The organism is Marinobacter algicola DG893 (assembly GCF_000170835.1).
GTDB lineage: Bacteria > Pseudomonadota > Gammaproteobacteria > Pseudomonadales > Oleiphilaceae > Marinobacter > Marinobacter algicola.
In genome coordinates this window covers 1-17,920 of record NZ_ABCP01000058.1, presented here as the reverse complement: position 1 = coordinate 17,920, position 17,920 = coordinate 1, and the positions used below count along the sequence as shown (strand labels likewise).

Sequence of the window (17,920 nt, the reverse complement as noted above, 5' to 3'; positions counted from 1 at the left end):
CCTTCCAGTCACTTGTTCGACATTCGGGATGGTCGTCTGAGCTATGAAAGTTAAAGAGATCGCGGTAGGCGCTGGCGTAAATCCGGATACCGTTCGGTTCTACACCCGTGAAGGGTTACTGAAACCCACACGGAACCCGGACAACAATTACCAACAGTACGATTCTGAGGATTTGCGTCGCCTTCGGTTTGCCCGCAAAGCCCGGCAGCTCGGGTTTTCTCTGCCGGAAATACGACAGATTCTGGAGCAGGCAGATGACCATCATTCACCCTGCCCGATGGTTCGGGATGTATTCCAGCAGCGGCTGGTGGAGGTGGAACGTGAAATTGCCGAGCTACAACAACTGCGTAGTCGTATGACCGCCGCGCTGTCCGCTTGGCAGGATATGCCAGATGGCACGCCCGACGGACACACGATTTGCAGGCTGATTGAACATTGGGATGAATCCCTGCCGGACAACGGTTGGAAGGAGTAAGGCTCGATGAATGATAGTAACGATGGCCAGGTTCAACTGGCTGTTACCGGCGCCAACTGCGCCTCCTGCGTGAATACGATTGAGAACGCGCTGAAGTCGGTGGACGGCGTCACCGCAGCGCACATGAATCTTGCTGATCGTACCGCCACGGCAACCGGGCGTGCGGACACTCAGGCGCTGATCAAGGCGGTGGAAAGCTCCGGTTATGGCGCCAGCCTCATCGAGGATCCGGACGCGGCGGACGACCGCAAGCAGGAGGAGGATCGTAAGCAGTACAAGACCTTGCTGGTGAAGATGGCTGTCAGTCTGGGCCTTGGTCTGGGGCTGATGATATGGGGTATGGGTTTTGGTTCTATGGTGGTCTCCAGTGACAATCAACTGACGTGGCTTACTCTTGGCATTATCACCCTGGGTGTCATGACCCTCACCGGTGGTCACTTTTTCACCGGAGCGTGGAAAGCATTCCGGCACCACAATGCCAATATGGATACGCTGATTGCTCTGGGAACCGGCACCGCCTGGTTCTATTCCATGACCGTAGTCAGTATCCCGGAGGCACTGCCGGAAATGGCGCGGCACGTGTACTTTGAGGCATCGGCAATGATCATCGGCCTGATCAACCTGGGCCAGGCGCTGGAACTTCGCGCCAAGGGCAAAACCTCCGAAGCCGTGCGTCGGCTGCTGGATCTGCGCGCCAAAACCGCCCGGGTGATCCGTGATGGGGAGGAGCAGGACCTGCCGGTGGAACAGGTCCGGGCTGGTGATCATATCCGCGTTCGTCCGGGTGAGAAACTCCCGGTCGACGGGGAAATTACCGAAGGCAGCACCCGCGTAGACGAGAGCATGCTCACCGGTGAGCCCATGCCCGTCAGCAAGGGCGAAGGCGACGAGGTGTCCGCTGGCACCATCAATACCCATGGTTCCATTATCTACAAAGCCACCCGCGTGGGCAGCGAAACCGCCCTCGCTCAAATCATCCGCCTGGTGAAAAAGGCCCAGGGCTCAAAGCCCGCCATCGGCCGCCTGGCGGACAAGATTTCCTCGGTATTCGTACCGAGCGTGATGTTGATTGCCGTGGTGTCGGCACTGGTCTGGTACAACGTCGGGCCGGAGCCGGCGGTGGTTCACATGATGGTGGCGGCCACCACGGTGCTGATCATTGCCTGCCCCTGTGCCCTGGGCCTGGCCACGCCCATGTCGGTGATGGTGGGCGTCGGCAAGGCCGCGGAATACGGCGCGCTGATTCGCCAGGGGGATGCGCTGCAAACGGCGGGTAAGCTGGACTTGGTGATACTGGACAAAACCGGGACTATTACCGAAGGCCACCCTGCGGTCACCCGTTTCCATGCCATTGACGGCAACACCTCCCGATTGCTGGCCCTGGCCGCTGGCCTGGAACAACACTCAGAACATCCGTTGGCCGAAGCCATTATGGCGAAAGCGAAGGAGAAAGGCGCCAATCCCGACACCGTCACTGGTTTCGAAGCCCTTAACGGCAAAGGCGTGCAAGGCGAGTGGGACGGTCAAATCGTACGTCTGGGCAACCGTCGCTGGCTGGAGAGCGAGAATATTGATCTGGCTGGACTGCAGGATGAGGCCGATGCCATCACCTCGGAGGCCGGTACACCACTTTTCCTGGCACTGGGCAATGAGGCCCTGGGTGTGATTGGAGTAGCCGATGCGATTAAACAGGATTCGGAAGCCGCCATCCGTCGGCTACACGATGCCGGTATACGTGTAATGATGGTGACTGGCGACGTCGACGCCACCGCCAAAGCCATTGCCGAAAAAGCCGGGATTGACAGTTACCGAGCCGAAGTCCTACCGCAAGACAAAGCCACCATCGTCAGCGAGATGCGTGGTAAGGGTTATACCGTGGCCATGGTGGGCGACGGCATCAACGATGCGCCTGCCCTTGCAGCGGCGGACGTTGGCTTTGCCATTGGCACCGGCACCGATGTCGCCATCGAAAGCGCCGGTATTACACTGATGCGGGGCTCTCTTCACGGCGTTGCCGACGCCATCGAGATATCCCGGGCCACGGTGCGGAATATTCATCAGAACCTGTTCGGCGCTTTTGTCTACAACTCGCTGGGCATACCCGTCGCGGCCGGGCTGCTTTACCCACTGTGGGGAATTCTGATGAGCCCGATACTGGCCGGTGCCGCGATGTCGCTGTCTTCGGTCACGGTCGTTACCAACGCCAACCGGCTGCGACTGTTCAAAACCACCAGCAACTCAGGCAGGGAGAGGAACCAATGAACACATTTCTGGTCAATGCCGGAGGACTGATCCTGATGGCTGCCATCGTCTGGTGGTTCTGGTTGTCACCTTCCAGCAGCGGCGAACCAAACCACGATCACAGCCATCATCATTGAGGTAACATCATGAAAAAACACGTGTTGGCCCTTGGCCTTGTCGCAACCTTCGGCTTGAACGGTCAGTTACAGGCCGACGATGGGCTGAAAGACATCCATGTCTACAAGTCCCCGACCTGCGGCTGCTGCACGGATTGGGTGGACCACCTGAAGGAAAACGGCTTCAAGGTGGAAGTCACTGAAACCAATAACCTGAACCCGATAAAGATCGACGCCGGCCTGACACCGTCACTCGCCAGTTGCCACACCGCGTTTGTTGGCGACTATGTGATTGAAGGTCACGTGCCGGCCAACGACATTCATCGTTTGATTGCGGAGGCCCCGAAAGCAAAAGGCTTGTCGGTGCCCGGCATGCCGGCTGGCTCCCCCGGCATGGAAGTGGGGGGGCGCAAGGACCACTATCAGGTGTTGATGTTCAACGACAGCGGCCAGACCAAAGTCTTCGCAGAACACAACTAGTTTTCCTACACACTTTGCCATGCCTGCTCTATCATACCTTCCAGATAGATCCAGACTGTGCATAAGGAAAGCTTTTGAGCCTGAAAACCCGACTCCTGGGCCTGGCAGCGGCTCTGATGATCATCGCCTCAGTCGCTTCCTGGCTTGCGTATCGGGAGCTGTCCGAGGACATCATCGAGCGCTGGGGGCAGCAGGTTGCCGAAATACAGGTGCGCTACGACAGCGCCCGCCTGCTGCAGTCCCTGGAACGGGAAATCGGGCTCGCCCGCCAGATGGCCGACTCCTCCACGCTGGTCAACTGGGCTACCTCACCGGAAGATAAGGCGTTGCAGCGCGACGCCATCCGCGAAATGGAAAGCTTCCGCAGCAATTTCCGCGACAACAGTTACTTCGTCGCCCTCCGTGATTCCCGCCGCTATTACTACAACAATGCCGACAACGAGTTTGCGGATGATCAGTTCCGCTACATCCTGGACCCCGACAAACCCGAGGATGCCTGGTTCTTCCAACTGATTGAGGAAGGCCGCAATTTTCATCTGAACGTAAACCCCGATACCGAGCTCGGTGTGACCAAACTCTGGATTGACGTGCTGATGCGGGATGAGGAAGATCGCATCGTCGGCATGGTTGGTACCGGCCTGGACCTGGACGCGTTCCTGCAGGATATCGTGGATATTGACCAGGAGGGCATCACCACCCTGTTCGTGGACTACAACGGCGCGATACAGCTCTACCGCGACCGCAATTACATCGACTTTGCCAGCATCATCAAACCCGAAGGCCAGAAAAGCACCGTCGACCTGCTGTTCGATAACCCGGAAGACAAGCAGAAGGTGCTGGGCATGCTGCAACTTCTGAAAAACCGGGGCGGCACCACCGGTGCTGTGGAGAGCAGCTTCGTGACTGTGGACGGCCGAAAGCACCTGGCCGGCGTGGCCTTCCTCCCCGCCATCGGCTGGTTCGAAATTACCCTTCTGGATCTTGAAACGCTCCTGCCCCGCAGTTACCTCTGGCCCTTGGTTGCTGTATTCCTCACCAGTTTGCTGATCACCCTGATCCTGTTCCATCTGATCATCCGTTCCCGCATTCTCAAACCCCTCGTTAGCCTTGAGAGCGCTGTTGAAAAGGTTCGGGGTGGCAGCTTTGCGCTCCCGCACCTGGAAAAACCGGACAACGAGATCGGCCGGCTTGCCAGTCATTTCGAGACAATGACCGATACGCTCGCGCACTCGACCCGCGAACTGGAGCGAAAGGTCGCGCAACGCACTGATGAGCTAAACAGGCTGGCGCGTATTGATGCCCTCACCGGCCTGAAGAACCGCCGTGGTCTGGACGAAGCCCTGGATGAGGAAATACAGCGGGCAAAACGTCAGAACAACACAGGCTTTGGTCTGATCTGGCTGGACATTGACCACTTCAAGGCCATCAACGACGAGCTGGGGCATCAGGCCGGCGACGACATTCTCTGCCGCGTCGCACTTTGGCTCAAAGCCGGCGTACGCCCCTACGACCACCCCGGCCGCTGGGGCGGCGACGAATTCGTGGTGGTGCTCTCGCCCTGCGATGAAGATACGTTGTGCCAGATTGCCGCGCGGATACGCGAAACCATCGAAAGGGACAGCATTCGCACCGGCACGCCGGTGACCGTCAGCGTGGGCGGGTACCTCTGCCAGCCCGGTGACGATGTGGATACCATTCTGCGGCAGGCCGATCAGGCGCTTTACCGTGTGAAACAGCAGGGGCGAAATAAAGTGCTTATCACCGATGGTTCGGGCCAGGAAATTAACCCCGCGTAACACCGTCTGACTCATACCGTCATAACCGGTATACTCCGCAGCGACACTCAAATTTTATCCAGCCAGGTTCTGTTCATGCTCAATGCCGACGCCCTCAGCCAGTTGCGCCAGCTGAAAACCAATATCGAGGAAAACAAGGTTGTCTTTCCGGGTACCGTCAAAGCCACCAATGGGCGTTTCGGCTTTGTCGCACTGGATGAGGGACGGGATGTCTTCCTGCCACCGGAAGAAATGCAGAAAGTCCTGCCCGGCGACCGCGTCAAGATCACCGAGGAAGAGGGCGACAAGGGCAAGACCCAGGGCATGATCGACGAACTGCTGGACACCAGCCTGGACACCTTCGTTGGTCGCTATCTGGTGAAGGGTAAAGGCCACTTCGTGGTGCCGGAAACCCCCGGCATCAACCGCTGGATCTTCATACCACCGAAGGAGCGCCAGGGTGCCGAGCCCGACGATTACATTTACTGCCAGATTCACAAGCATCCGATCAAGGATGGCAAAGGCCAGGCAAAGATCCTGAAAGTCCTCGGCAAAGCCGGCGATACCGGTATCGAACGCGCCCTTACCGTTGCCACCTTCCACCTGCCAGACACCTGGCCCGACGCCGTGCAGAAACAGGCCGGTGCGCTGGACGAATCAACCGTTGAAGCAAAAAGCGAAGGCCGGGATGATCGCACCGACCAGCCCTATGTGACCATCGACAGCCCCGGCACCCAGGACATGGACGATGCCCTGCTGGCAGTGCCCAACGCCACCGGCTGGAAACTGTCCATTGCCATTGCCGACCCAACGGCTGTTATCGAGCCGGGCAGCCCTGCCGAGCAGGAGGCCTTCCGCCGCGCTACCGCCATCTATTTCCCCGGCGAACCGCTGCCCATGCTGCCGGATACCCTCAGTACCCGCCTGTGCTCGCTGATGCCGGACGTCAAGCGCCTGGCCTTGGTCTGCGACCTTCAGGTGAACAATGATGGCAGTCTCGGCGACTACCAATTTCACCAGGCAGTGATTCGCTCCCATGGCAAACTCAGCTACGAACTGGTCTCCAACCTGATCGAAGGCCGGGAAGACGACGAAATCAAGGCGCTGCCGGATACCGTCTCCAACAGCCTCGACCAGCTCCACCAGATCGCCACCGCTCTGCGCAAATGGCGACATGAGCACGCACTGGTGAACGGCGACCGCCCCGAATTCCGCCTGCGTCTGGACGAGAATCGCCGCATACGGCTGATCGAACCCTCCGTTCAGAACGAGGCCCATCGTCTGGTGGAAGAATGCATGATTGCGGCCAACCGCTGCGCGGCCGAATTCCTGGGGCAACGTGACAAGGGACTGTTTATCCAGCATCCGGGTTTGCGGGACGACCGCTCCGATAACGTCCGCGCCCTGCTGGAGGGTTATGCTCCTGACTTGGCGGGTATCGATGCCACCAGTGCCGCAGGCTTTCGCGACCTGATGAAACAGACCGAGGGGCTGGCCGCAGAGGTTCCCGTCAAAGCGATTATTTCCCGCCAGCTTGCCCGCGCCGAGCTGTCGTTCACGCCGGCGCCCCATCAAGGCATGGGGCTTGCCGCCTACACCACGTTCACATCGCCGCTTCGCAAGTTCAGCGATTTCCACGTGCATCGGCTGATCAAGTCGATCCTGTGGCAGGAGTCGCTGAACGAGCTCAACGATGAGCAACTGACCGAACTGCAACAGACCCAGATCCGCGCCCGTCAGGCTGCCAACAGCCTTGAGAACTGGCTCAAGAGTGATTTTGCGAAAACCCTTGGTGAAAACGCGATGACAGGCGTGATCAGCCGCACAACGCCGGCAGGGTTCTTTGTACGGCTGGATGCTAACGGACTGGAAGGGTTCGTGAGCTGCAAAACACTTGAAGGTAAGTTCAGCTTCGATCCCGTTACGTTGCGCCTGGTTCACAACAAGAACGGCCGCACGTTCCAGTTGGAACAACCAGTGACCGTGACCTTCTCCGGCGTGGACGACGAACGCAAACAGATCCAGTTCAATCTGGTGGACGCGCCGGCTGAAGGCCGTGAGCCCGCGAACACCATTGATGCTTGAAAATCCGGCTCCGGAGCGCCATCTTAATGGATAAACGGGCACTTATTCGTTACGGAGGTGAATCCGGATGCCGATCAGTCCAACCGAGTTCCTGAAAAAGCATGGCTTCGAAGAGGAAGAAGAGGAGCGCGATCACAGCCTGCGCCACAATGCGATGGAGCACGCAAAGCATTTGAAGCGCCCTCATGCTGGCACGCCCCATGACTGGGAAGAGTGGGAACGTTACAAGAAAGAACACCCGGACGAGGTCGAAGACGACGAGGACAAACATTAGTTTGCAATTTTTTGCATTTCCATACATCCCAGACCTCTTTCCCAAAAATAGGCTTATCTTTTAATAAATTACGCCTCTAACTCTTCGCTGCCCGCAATACATTTCTACCCCAACTCGCCTCCCCACGCCCTTCCTGGCCTAACACAGTTATTAAAAATTGTTTATACAGTAACCCTGATAGCAAAAGTGTCGTTGTTATCGACACCGATTCGAAATCAACACATAAGGAATATCAGGGATGACATTGCGTCCTTCTCGTTCCATCTCAAAGACAAAACGATCCTCAATCAAACGCACAGGCGTATCACTCCTTGGCCTGTCTCTGGCAATCCTGCTTACCGGCTGTCAAACCTACCAGTTTGATCGCGACAGTGTGAGTGCCCCCACCCCGCAGTCATACAGCACCGGGACCGTCCCCTTCACCGTTGTCGGAGACGAACGTCCTGATTGGCTGGTTCCGGAATCTGCGGACGTGCCAGAGGTTGTCGTAACACGCACAACTGAAATGGCAGGAGCACCGGATTTCGATGGTTTAAGTTTTCTTGGCTACATGGTTTCACTGACGCTGATCCCCTACCACGAGGAAAGGCCCTATGCGGACGTCTACGCACTGACTTGGCAGGGGGAAACGCTGCTGGAGAGCCGAGTCAATTACTCCATCGACAACTATTTCTCTGTGTACTTCCCGACGCCGATGATGTTTCTGGGTTCACTGGGTGATGAGGCCGCAGAGACAGCCATCGCCACGGACTACGTCACTGACTATCACCGGGACAATGTTCTGGCCACCATTGATCAGCAGCGTACCGAGTTCGAGCAGTTGAATCCCCAAACGGCCGAGGAAATTGCAGCTTATCTGACCGGCCCTGGCGCAAACTCCGTGTACCGGCCTTCCGCCGTCCTGCGACTGATCGATCAGGCCCCTGAAACCGACGCCCTCGCCTACCATGCTGCCAATAGCAAAATACCTGGCTACATCGACCTTTTACCGGTCCGCTATCAAGCATGGATGATCGGTCCTAATAGCCTGCGTGGTATCGACCTGGAGACCCGACTGGCCCAGGGCGTCAACGCGGATCAACTTCTGGTGCAAATGCTCAACGCCTATCCAGACCAGTATGTTCGATCCGGCTACTACACGGGAATGACCCAGGCTCACCGTCAGGTGCTCAAGGACGCAGGTCTCCCTGAGGGGTTGGTGGATCGCATGACCAATGAGGCGCCATCGAACCAGCTATTGGCTGCGGCAAAAACCGGCAAACTCCGTGACGAAAACGGCAACATCCGGATTCCAACCCAGGAAGAGCTTCTCGAACAGTTGGTGCGCCATGACAATCAAGGCAAATACATGAGCCCCTACACCAGCGACGACGTGCTGGCCGAGTGGGTCAACTCCGCCATTAACGCCAACATCGGGTCAACCGTTGGCACCGGCGTCGGTGCAGCAGCCGGCGCGTATCTGGGTGATAAAGCTCTTGAACAGGTGCCGTTTGTTGGGAGTTTCCTGGGCGGTGCTGTTGGCGCCGAAGTCGGTAAGAACATTGGCCGGGAAACCGCTATCAGCGCTTCCGGTGGCTGGGAAGCCATTCGCGGCTCTTCCGACCGCAGCTTTGACGATCTATCGTCAATGGCTCGCTATCTGAAAGCCAAATACGGCCATACCGGCAACTTTGCTGATGCCATGGATGCCACCCGACAGATCTATCCCGAACTGGCCGAGACCCTCGCGCAAGTCCGCTAACATCAATTGGAGAATGGAATGCTTAGGAAAACTGCACTGACAACGGCTTGCGCCCTGGCGACGTCAACTCTGATTCTGTCTGGCTGCGCCGGCAACATTGAAAACGTCAAGGGTAAACCCACAGTCTACGAGGATGTTTCCAGCACCGGCCGCGTTGGTGGCGTTGGTATCGAAAGCCAGGATGTTGTCGCGGTCACTGACCAGATGATGCGGGACATGCTGGCCAACCCGATGCTGACCGGTCGCTCTACACCGCCTCGTATCATCATCGACAACGAGTACATCAAAAACGAGAGCACCTCGGTGGTTAACACCAACATGCTCACTGACCGCCTGCGCATCGAACTGAACCGAGCCGCCAATGGCCGCATGGTCTTCGTCGGTCGCCACTTCTCAGATATGGTTCAGAAAGAACGCGACCTGAAGCGTGACGGCGCCGTCGACGGTGGTACGATCCGCCAGACCGCAGCACAGGCCGGCGCCGATTTCCGCATGGGTGGCCGTATCACGTCACTGGACGCCATCGACCGCAACACCGGTACCCAATCCCGCTACAGCCAGATCAGCTTTGAGATGGTGGATCTTGAGCTCGGCACCATCGTGTGGAGCGGACTCTATGAAATGAGAAAGGCGGCCAAGGACAATGTGGTCTATCGATAATCGACTGTTAAAGCCTGCACTAGCCACGATTCTGGCTGGCGCAATCGCTGGCTGTGCGACTGGCCCCAAGGTCTATGATCGGGCCGCGCTCGCACCTGCTGAACAAAGCCTGGTCAACAGTAAGCCTGCGGCTCTGCGGGCTGACTTCCGGAACCTGTTCGAAGAAGGCCCTCGCAACAAGGTGCTGAACCTGATGGAAATCGGGGTCAAAGCGTACCGGGCCGGCTATCGGGATGAAGCAAAGAACACGCTGACCCAGGCTCGGCTTGAGATCGAGAACGTCTACGCCGATTCCGAAGCAGCCAGAAGGGCACGAAGCATCTGGTACGAGGAGGCGGAGAAGGACTTCAAGGGCGAACCCTACGAGCGGGCCATGGTGTATTTTTACCTCGGCCTGATCTATCTGGAAGACGGCGACTATGGCAACGCCCGCGCCAGTTTCCTGGCCGGCCTGCTGCAGGATGCCTTTGCAGAGGAAGAACAGAACAGCACGGATTTCGCGCTGCTGTTATACCTTGCCGGCTGGTCAGCGTTGCAGATGGGCAGTGACCAACTGGCCGCGGAGCATTTTGAAGAGCTCAAGCTTTATCGCCCGGATGCCCCAATTCCGACCGCCAACGACAATGCCCTGCTGATTGTCGAAACCGGACAATCACCCCGCAAACTCGGTGATGGCGTAGGTCACTACCAGTTGGTGTATCGACGGGGTAAAAACTTTCGGGATGTTGGCGCAGAAGTCAGGAACGGCGAGGAGTGGTCGTCGGTTTACCCCATGGAAGATGTTTTCTTCCAGGCCTCAACCCGAGGCGGGCGCGCCATCGACCGTATCGTGGAAGGTCAGATCCAGTTCAAGGAAAATACACGCTCCGTCGGCTCAACCCTGAGCACAGTCAGCCAGGACAGCGTACTGGCGGGTGCCAGTGCTGCGGCCGGTGGCGCACTGGGTGCCGGTTTCGCTGCTGTGAGCCTGATCAGCGTGGCTGCGGACGGTCTGTCTGCCTCCGCCAACACCCGCGCCGACATACGCTATTGGGCCGGACTGCCAGACACCATTCATGTCATACCGGTAACCGCTGCCGAAGGGGAACCCGTCGTCGTTCGCTTCCTCGATCAGTACGACCTGCCAATCCCCGGACTCACAGACTCAACCGAATTCACCTTTGATGATCGCGGGGCGGGCCTGGCCTTTGCCACCTCCCGTCGCCCGAATCCAGGAGACACTCAATGAACCATCTCGTAAAAACACTGACCGCAGCAGCCATGGGATTTGGCCTCCTGGCGGGCTGCGCCAGCTTGCCGTCAGATAGCACCAGACTGGCTGAACGCACGGCTCCGGTCACTATGAACTCCGTGGTGTTCAGCGACTATAACCTGAAGCGAACCTGGTCAGGCGGTCTATTCGGTGACGGCGAGCGCTATCGGTTGTCAGTGGTCCAGCACGGTCAACGCGCAACCGCAACCGGCACAACCGAAGTATACGCCGTTCTGCGCAACCACACCGATTATGACTATCAGATCGAAGCCCGAACCCAGTTCTTCGATCAGGATGGCGTACCGACTGATGTGAAGCCCACCTGGCAACGCACCACGGTACCCGCCAACAGCCTCTCCACTTACCGCGAACTGTCTACCACCGCGCAGCCTCTGCAGTACCGCGTGGAAGTACGGGAGCTGAACTGATGAGACATCTTGCCATTGTATTCTGTGCGCTCGTACCGGGCCTCAGCCTGGCCGCCAGCCAGAGTCACGAAGCGGCACCGATGATGGCACCGGCCCAGAAGCCGTTGACCGATAGCGATCTAGAAAATGAGCGCTCGGCCCCCCAACGACAGGAAAGTGAGGACGCGATACTTGATCGTTTCCGCGCAGCGTTTGACGGCAACATGCCCAGAGTGGCTGTGTTCTGGAACCGGGCGTTTGGCGATCAGGTCAGTGACTGGCGCAGTAATACCCGGGGCGTATTGTCCGCTCGAGGCTCGCTAATTGGCAGCGTTCCGGAGGGTAACGTCGACCTGCAGGGACAGAGCCAGGTCGCTGCGCAGGGAGAGTACCGTTCGTCCCGAACATCCGACCCGGCAAGCCCGGCCTTTGAATTACAGAGCGGCCTGGTCAACCAACTGACGAAAGCCGGCGTCACCGTGGTTGACCGGAACGCCATCATGCGCATCACCGATAATGCCCTGGAAACCGGCGACTTCTCACGCCTGTCACCGGACCAGCGACGTCTCGAAATGCGAGCATTGGGTGAACACGCTGACATGCTGCTGGTATTCCGCCGACTGGCTGATGACCGATTTGAGATTGAAGTACTGGACGTTCACAACGGTTCGGTTCGAGCCATGTTGAGTTCCAACGGCGTACCGCCTGAGGAGGATAAGACCCGCCAATGGAAAGCAACCGATCACGGCTTCCAGAAAATCGAGCACGCCGTCACGCTGGATGAAATCGGTGGCGAACTCGCACTCCAGACTCTGGCAAGCGTTGCCCGCTAACGCTCAATACCCGACCTAACCTGAGAAGGACTGTTGTTTCATGACGTTCCAATTGAAGCCTACCTTGCTCCTGCTTCCCATCGTCATTGCGCTGGGTGGCTGCGCCAGTACACCTGAGACGCCCACCGATCCCGCTCTCATGTCGAGTAACCAACTGTTTTGGGCCGGTCTGACGCAGTGCGTTCGATTGGACTCGGCGGGAGAGCAGATAAAAATCTACCCGGAACAGGCAGCCGTAAGGGTGCGCCCCGAATCGTTTGCCTATACATGGTGGTGTCAGGACGACATTGGCCAGTTCTTACCGTCAGACGTCAGCAGCCACCCTATTCCCGAGGCAGACAAACCCGGCGACGGCCTGATCGGCGCCACGATTGACGAAACTGAGGGCGGCTTTTTTGTTTCGTGGCTGACGCCGAACGGCCCGGCAGCAACCAGCGAACAACTGGCCGTTGGTGATCAGATTATCGCCATCCGCCCGACTCCGGATGGAAAACCGTATCCGGTGGATAATCTCAAACTCAGTCAGCTCGTGTGGCTGATTCGCGGAACGCCAGGCACGGAGCTCCAGTTAACCTTGCTGAATGCCGCCAATAGCGAACCCCGGGAGGTGACACTTCAACGCGCCTTAGCCAAACAAAGCGATTTCCTTCTGGTCAAGCAACGTCAAACTGACTTGAAACAGAAGGCCGAAGCCAAAGCGAGGAAAAGCCTGGTCATCCACGACAATACCGGCAGCTTCATGAGCCCTTACACCAGCGACCGTGTAACCGCCGAATGGGTGAACAAGGCCTTGAATGCCAATATTGGCGCCACCGCCGGCAGTGCAGTAGGAGCAGTGGCGGGCGCCTATGCCGCCAATAAAGCCCTTGAATCCGTACCGTTTGGAAGTTTTATCGGCGGCATGGTTGGCTCCAAGGTTGGCAAAAACGTTGGCCGCAATACCGCCATCGAGAGCATCGGTGGATGGGAATATGTCAGAAATACTTCGGACATGAGCTTCCGGTCACTGGCTGACATGGCCCGTTACCTGAAAGCAGAACACGGCACAGACCCGAACTTCAGCGACGTCATCAATGCGACCAGCCAGATTTATCCTGAGTTCGCGACAGCGCTCGCCTCGTCTCAGTGAGTACTATCAGGAGAGCGGCTGGAGAGCATACGCGTCAGCCGCTCATCTTTGGCACGCCACTGCTCTGCCAGCCAGTTCTTCACGTTTTTTCGGTGCTCTGCATCGGTCGCATAATCCCGGCCCTTTAAGTGCGCCGGGATGGTAACCGTGTCGATGTCCATGCCGACCTTGCTCACCCTTCCACACATGAAATCCCAGAACGTTGGAGCCCCCCCGGGATAGGCAATCGTGACATCCACCAGGGTTTCGATGGAGTCGCCCATGGCATCCAGCACGAAGGCCACACCGCCAGCCTTTGGTGTCAGCAGATGAGTGTATTTTGATTTCTGCTTGTCGTGCTTGGCCTGGGTAAAGCGCGTGCCTTCGACGAAATTCATCACGCTTACCGGGGTGTAGCGGAACTTCTCACAAGCCGTGCGGGTCGCTTTTAGATCTTCACCCCGCTTTTCCGGGTGTTTGATCAGATACTCACGGGTGTAGCGTTTCATGAACGGGAAATCCAGCCCCCACCACGCCAGACCAATCACCGGCACCCAGATCAGTTGTTGCTTAAGGAAGAATTTCAGAAACGGCGCCCGATGGTTGAACACCCGTTGCATGGCGAAGATGTCGACCCAGCTCTGGTGGTTGCTGAGCACCAGATACCAGCTTTCCCGCTTCAGTTTCTCGTCGCCGTGGACCGCCCACTCCGTACCCTGGGTGAGCTTCATCCAGCCGGTGTTGCAGGCAACCCAGGCTTCTGCAATCCAGATGATGACTTTGGTGCACAGTACCCGGAAACCGGTGTGGGGAATAATCAGCTTCAATATAGCCGGGATGTAGAGAAGCAGGCACCAAAACAGGGTGTTCAGCCCCAGAAGGATGGAACTGATGATGCCGATAACGGGAGCTGGCAGGAAGCTGAGCATGGTTGTCCTGTTGTTGGTTTTGTTGCGATGGCCGAATGATACCAATGGTGGGCGCATTTGGGCAGTGGCCTGACGTGACCGGTTTGCCATTGGTGGTGGACGTTCTTGCCATAGTTCTGGCCTGTGTGGATAGTCTAGTCTGGTTGGGCCCCGGTGGCTGCGCAGGCATGAAAACCCTTTCCCGGACACGCCGTGAACCCATCCATGGGGGCTCGGCATTGCCATCCATGGCAATGCACGGTCCGGGAAAGGGCTTTCATACCCGCACGATCAGACTTGATTGCCGGCCGCATGCTTTCATTCATAACCCCTTAGCGACATGCATTTTATGGAAACCTCTATGCCCAACCCGATGAAATCCGCTTTCGAAAAGGCCTCCGGGTTAACCCGACAGACGGCACTTTACGCCGGTAACGCCTTTGATCGCGTATTCCGGGCCGCCAGCTTGGTGCAGGCAGGACAGACCCTGTTCGAGACGTTGTACACCGATGGGCTGGTGAGCCTGCGATACTACCCGCCTCTGGCGGAGGATTTTATCGAGTTGGACGGCGAGATGATTGATGTGGAGCGCACGCCCCACAAGACACCCATTGTGATCGTGCCGCCCCTGGCGGTGAACATGCTGATATACGACCTGTTTCCCCAACGCAGCCTGGTGCGGTTCCTGCGGGCCAAGGGGTTCGAGGTGTACCTGATCGACTGGGGCGTGCCCACGCGGCAGCACAGTCACTACAACCTTCACACCTACGTGGCGGAGTTGCTGCCGGCGTACCTGAACCGGGTACGGGAGCACAGCGGGGAGCAGGAGCTCTCTCTCCATGGCTGGAGCCTGGGGGGCATGTTCACTTTGTTCTACTCCGCCCTCAGCCGCGACCAGCACATCCGCAACGCCATCGTGCTGGGCTCGCCCATCGACAGCCACGCATCAGGGCTGATGGGGTTGATGTACCAGCGGGTCTCCGACGTCGCCGATTTCGTCCGTAAACGCACCGGCTTCCGCCTGCATGACGTGAAACCTCATTGGTTCCATTCCCCCGGCTGGGCCAACACCATCGGTTTCAAACTCACCAACCCCATCGGCAGCGTAATGGGCTACTGGGAACTCATCGTCCGGCTGGGCGACCGCGACTTCGTCGCCAGCCACGCCACCACCTCCGCCTTCCTCGACCGAATGGTCGCCTACCCCGGCGGCATCGTGCAGGATGCCGTGGTACGCCTGTGGATCGACAACGAGCTCTCAAAAGGCCAGATCCAGATCGGCGAAGACGTTGCCCGGCTGGACAATGTGAACGCCAATTTACTCGCCATCGCAGGCGATACCGACACCCTGGCCACGCCCGGCGCGGTCAAACGCATAGAAGATCACGTCAGTTCAAAAGACGTTACTTTCCGGGTTACCCCCGGTGGTCACATGGGGATTCTGGCAGGCAGCAAAGCGCCGAAGGAAAGCTGGCTGGAAATGGCGGAGTGGTTGGCTGAAAGATCGAACTGAATCGACCTGGACGTCCGAGCAAAAGGCAGCTATCACGAGAGTTGAACGCACGTCTCGGGAAGGGCTGTCCAAAACTGTGCGGAGCCATGGATGGCGGAGCCCAAGCGCCACATGGGTTCGGCCGAGCGGTTATGAAGCGAAGCTTCATGCGACAGCCGAACGACCGCAATCTACGATTGCGGGCCGGACCCCGCAGGGGTGCCGAAGGAGCGTGTTTTGGATAGCCCTTCCCGAGACGTGCAGCCACCAGAAAGTCAGAGATTAGCCAAAGTCGCGGGCAACTCCGAAAGACTCCGAACCACCGCATTAGGCTCAATTCCCCAGTCTTCAAACACCTTCCCGGCATCCCTCTGCACCCAGATCGCCGTCAACCCCGCCGCCCGGGCACCAATCACATCCCACGCGTTGCTGGACACCAGGCACAGAGGCTTATCCATCGCCCCCGTCGCCCGCCGCGCATAAGCGTACACCGCTGGGTCCGGCTTGAAGCTCTTGATGTCATCCACTGACACCAGCCCTTCAAACTGGTCCAGTAAGTTGTTATGGCCCAGCACCTTCTCCAACGCCGGATAAGTGCCATTGGAAAAGGCAAACATCCGATAATCCCCCTTCAGGGATTCCAACGCCGGCAACGAGTCGTCAAACGCTGGCAGTGAGAGATAAGCCCCCATCAACTCATCTTCCCGCTCTCCACTCAGGCTCAACCCATGGCTGGCCATCGCATACCTCAGCGCCTGCCGGGTACAGGCCCCGAAATCCTCGTACATTCGCATCAGTCCCTTTCGAAAGGAAAACTCCAACTGCTTTTCCCGCCACTGGGCACTCACGGATTCCGCCGCCTCACCTGCGTCCGGCGCCAACAGTTCTGCCATTCCCATGGGGTCCACCAGGGTTCCGTATACATCGAACGCCAGGATTGGTTTCATCAGGTGCTCCTACCTTTGTTCAGCCATTATCATCACATCGTAAACCAGTCGGCATCGTTTTTTGAATGTTTACTCAAACCGCCAACAACAAAGTGCACCGGAATGGGCAACCTCCCACGCCTCGGGTACACTGTCATTCATGAACCCCGTTGATACATTTAATCTCGACATTCGCTCCCTCAGCACCTTCATTGCAGTGCTGGACGAGGGCAGCGTTTCAAGGGCCGCTGTGCGCCTGGGCGTGAGTCAGTCGGCCGTCAGCCACACCCTGGACCGATTACGCCAGGCCCTGGGCGACGCCCTGTTCGTCAAATCCGGGCGGGGCATCGTCCCCACACGGTATGCCCTCCAGGCCGGCCCCCATATTCGCCAGATATTGGACGACCTGCACTCCCTGTCTTCCGGGCCGCCATTTACCCCAGCCACCGCCGAGTTCACCTTCACCATCGCCGCCAACGACTACCAGCGTGACCTGTTATTACCCGGCCTGTTGTCGGTGGTACGACAGGAAGCTCCGGGCATCCGCCTGCAGGTTATACCGTCAGGTATTCCGACCGCCGACATGCTACGTAAAGACCTGTGTGACTTGATTATTTCCCCCCATGCACCGGAAGCCACCGACATAATGCAACGGGGCCTGATGGCGGATCAGATGGTGGTTTTCTACGACCCTGCCAACCGCCAGGCGCCCGATTCTCTGGCGGATTACCTGACGGCAGACCACATAGGCATCCTGTTCGGCACGGGCGAAAAAACGGCCCTTGAGGGTTCATTGGCCGCCCGGGGTTTAACCCGGCGAACCGTGGTGACTGTCTCCAACTTTTCCGGCCTGCCAAGCTTCCTGCGCGGCACTGACATGCTCGCTACCGCACCGAAACGCATGAGTGAGGACTTACTGCAAGACTTTGCCTGCGCGCCCCTTCCCTTTGACTACAAGCCGTTCACACTGCTGATGCTGTGGCACAAACGCAATCAGACCGACCCTGCCCACCGCTGGATTCGCAACCATGTAAACGGCGTGGCGGCGGCAATGAATGACCTCGACACCCAACCCATCTGATTTATTCATACGTTGTATGAAATAACCGGCCGTTATCCCGGAACACGACGAGCGTAAACTCTCGAA

The 17,920-nt window shown here is 58.0% G+C and carries 16 protein-coding genes; 14 read left to right on the top strand and 2 right to left on the bottom strand.

Translation table 11 applies throughout. The features are described 5' to 3' along the window. Positions 1-43: 43 nt before the first annotated feature. The 12 genes from MDG893_RS19180 (at position 44) to MDG893_RS19125 (ending at position 13,468) form a co-directional block, all read left to right on the top strand. Positions 44-475, top strand: a complete 432-nt coding sequence (locus MDG893_RS19180; protein WP_007155500.1) for a MerR family transcriptional regulator — start codon at positions 44-46, stop codon at positions 473-475. A gap of 6 nt (positions 476-481) precedes the next feature. Then, positions 482-2,737, top strand: coding sequence for a heavy metal translocating P-type ATPase (locus tag MDG893_RS19175; protein WP_007155499.1), 2,256 nt, complete (start codon positions 482-484; stop codon positions 2,735-2,737). A 125-nt stretch (positions 2,738-2,862) separates the two neighbouring features. Then, positions 2,863-3,312 carry a DUF411 domain-containing protein gene (locus tag MDG893_RS19170; RefSeq protein ID WP_007155497.1) on the top strand — a complete coding sequence of 150 codons (450 nt, stop codon included), beginning with the start codon at positions 2,863-2,865 and terminating at the stop codon, positions 3,310-3,312. Between the two features lie 74 nt (positions 3,313-3,386). Beyond that, positions 3,387-5,108, top strand: coding sequence for a sensor domain-containing diguanylate cyclase (locus MDG893_RS19165; RefSeq protein ID WP_007155496.1), 1,722 nt, complete (start codon positions 3,387-3,389; stop codon positions 5,106-5,108). A 75-nt stretch (positions 5,109-5,183) separates the two neighbouring features. Beyond that, positions 5,184-7,172 carry a ribonuclease R family protein gene (locus tag MDG893_RS19160; protein ID WP_007155495.1) on the top strand — a complete coding sequence of 663 codons (1,989 nt, stop codon included), beginning with the start codon at positions 5,184-5,186 and terminating at the stop codon, positions 7,170-7,172. Positions 7,173-7,239: 67 nt separating this feature from the next. Then, positions 7,240-7,446, top strand: a complete 207-nt coding sequence (locus tag MDG893_RS19155; protein ID WP_007155494.1) for a hypothetical protein — start codon at positions 7,240-7,242, stop codon at positions 7,444-7,446. 505 nt (positions 7,447-7,951) lie between these two features. Beyond that, complete coding sequence (locus MDG893_RS19150) at positions 7,952-9,187, top strand: carboxyl-terminal protease-like protein (protein ID WP_244264460.1); 1,236 nt, start codon at positions 7,952-7,954, stop codon at positions 9,185-9,187. Positions 9,188-9,205: 18 nt separating this feature from the next. Beyond that, complete coding sequence (locus MDG893_RS19145) at positions 9,206-9,847, top strand: hypothetical protein (RefSeq protein WP_007155492.1); 642 nt, start codon at positions 9,206-9,208, stop codon at positions 9,845-9,847. Further along, positions 9,831-11,075, top strand: coding sequence for a COG3014 family protein (locus tag MDG893_RS19140; RefSeq protein ID WP_007155491.1), 1,245 nt, complete (start codon positions 9,831-9,833; stop codon positions 11,073-11,075). Before MDG893_RS19145 ends, MDG893_RS19140 begins: the two co-directional genes overlap by 17 nt. Beyond that, a complete protein-coding gene (locus tag MDG893_RS19135; protein WP_007155490.1) occupies positions 11,072-11,527 on the top strand; it encodes a YcfL family putative periplasmic lipoprotein in 456 nt (151 codons plus the stop codon). The genes MDG893_RS19140 and MDG893_RS19135 overlap by 4 nt, the downstream gene beginning before the upstream one ends. After that, a complete protein-coding gene (locus MDG893_RS19130; RefSeq protein WP_007155489.1) occupies positions 11,527-12,339 on the top strand; it encodes a hypothetical protein in 813 nt (270 codons plus the stop codon). Before MDG893_RS19135 ends, MDG893_RS19130 begins: the two co-directional genes overlap by 1 nt. 40 nt (positions 12,340-12,379) lie before the next feature. Continuing rightward, the gene (locus MDG893_RS19125; protein WP_007155488.1) at positions 12,380-13,468 is read left to right on the top strand and encodes a S41 family peptidase; all 1,089 of its coding nucleotides are present in this window, start codon (positions 12,380-12,382) and stop codon (positions 13,466-13,468) included. Here the strand turns inward: MDG893_RS19125 and MDG893_RS19120 are convergent. Beyond that, a complete protein-coding gene (locus tag MDG893_RS19120) occupies positions 13,462-14,376 on the bottom strand; it encodes an acyltransferase (RefSeq protein WP_040474803.1) in 915 nt (304 codons plus the stop codon). The two genes, MDG893_RS19125 and MDG893_RS19120, sit on opposite strands and share 7 nt — an antisense overlap. 340 nt (positions 14,377-14,716) lie before the next feature. Here MDG893_RS19120 and MDG893_RS19115 point away from each other — a divergent pair, with 340 nt between their 5' ends. Next, positions 14,717-15,868: an alpha/beta fold hydrolase gene (locus tag MDG893_RS19115; RefSeq protein ID WP_007155486.1), complete on the top strand. Its 1,152-nt coding sequence runs from the start codon at positions 14,717-14,719 to the stop codon at positions 15,866-15,868. A gap of 254 nt (positions 15,869-16,122) precedes the next feature. Here the strand turns inward: MDG893_RS19115 and MDG893_RS19110 are convergent, their stop codons facing one another. After that, positions 16,123-16,794, bottom strand: a complete 672-nt coding sequence (locus MDG893_RS19110) for a haloacid dehalogenase type II (RefSeq protein ID WP_007155485.1) — start codon at positions 16,792-16,794, stop codon at positions 16,123-16,125. 139 nt (positions 16,795-16,933) lie between these two features. Here MDG893_RS19110 and MDG893_RS19105 point away from each other — a divergent pair, with 139 nt between their 5' ends. Further along, on the top strand, positions 16,934-17,854 hold the full coding sequence (locus tag MDG893_RS19105; protein WP_007155484.1) for a LysR family transcriptional regulator: 921 nt from the start codon (positions 16,934-16,936) through the stop codon (positions 17,852-17,854). Positions 17,855-17,920 lie beyond the last annotated feature (66 nt).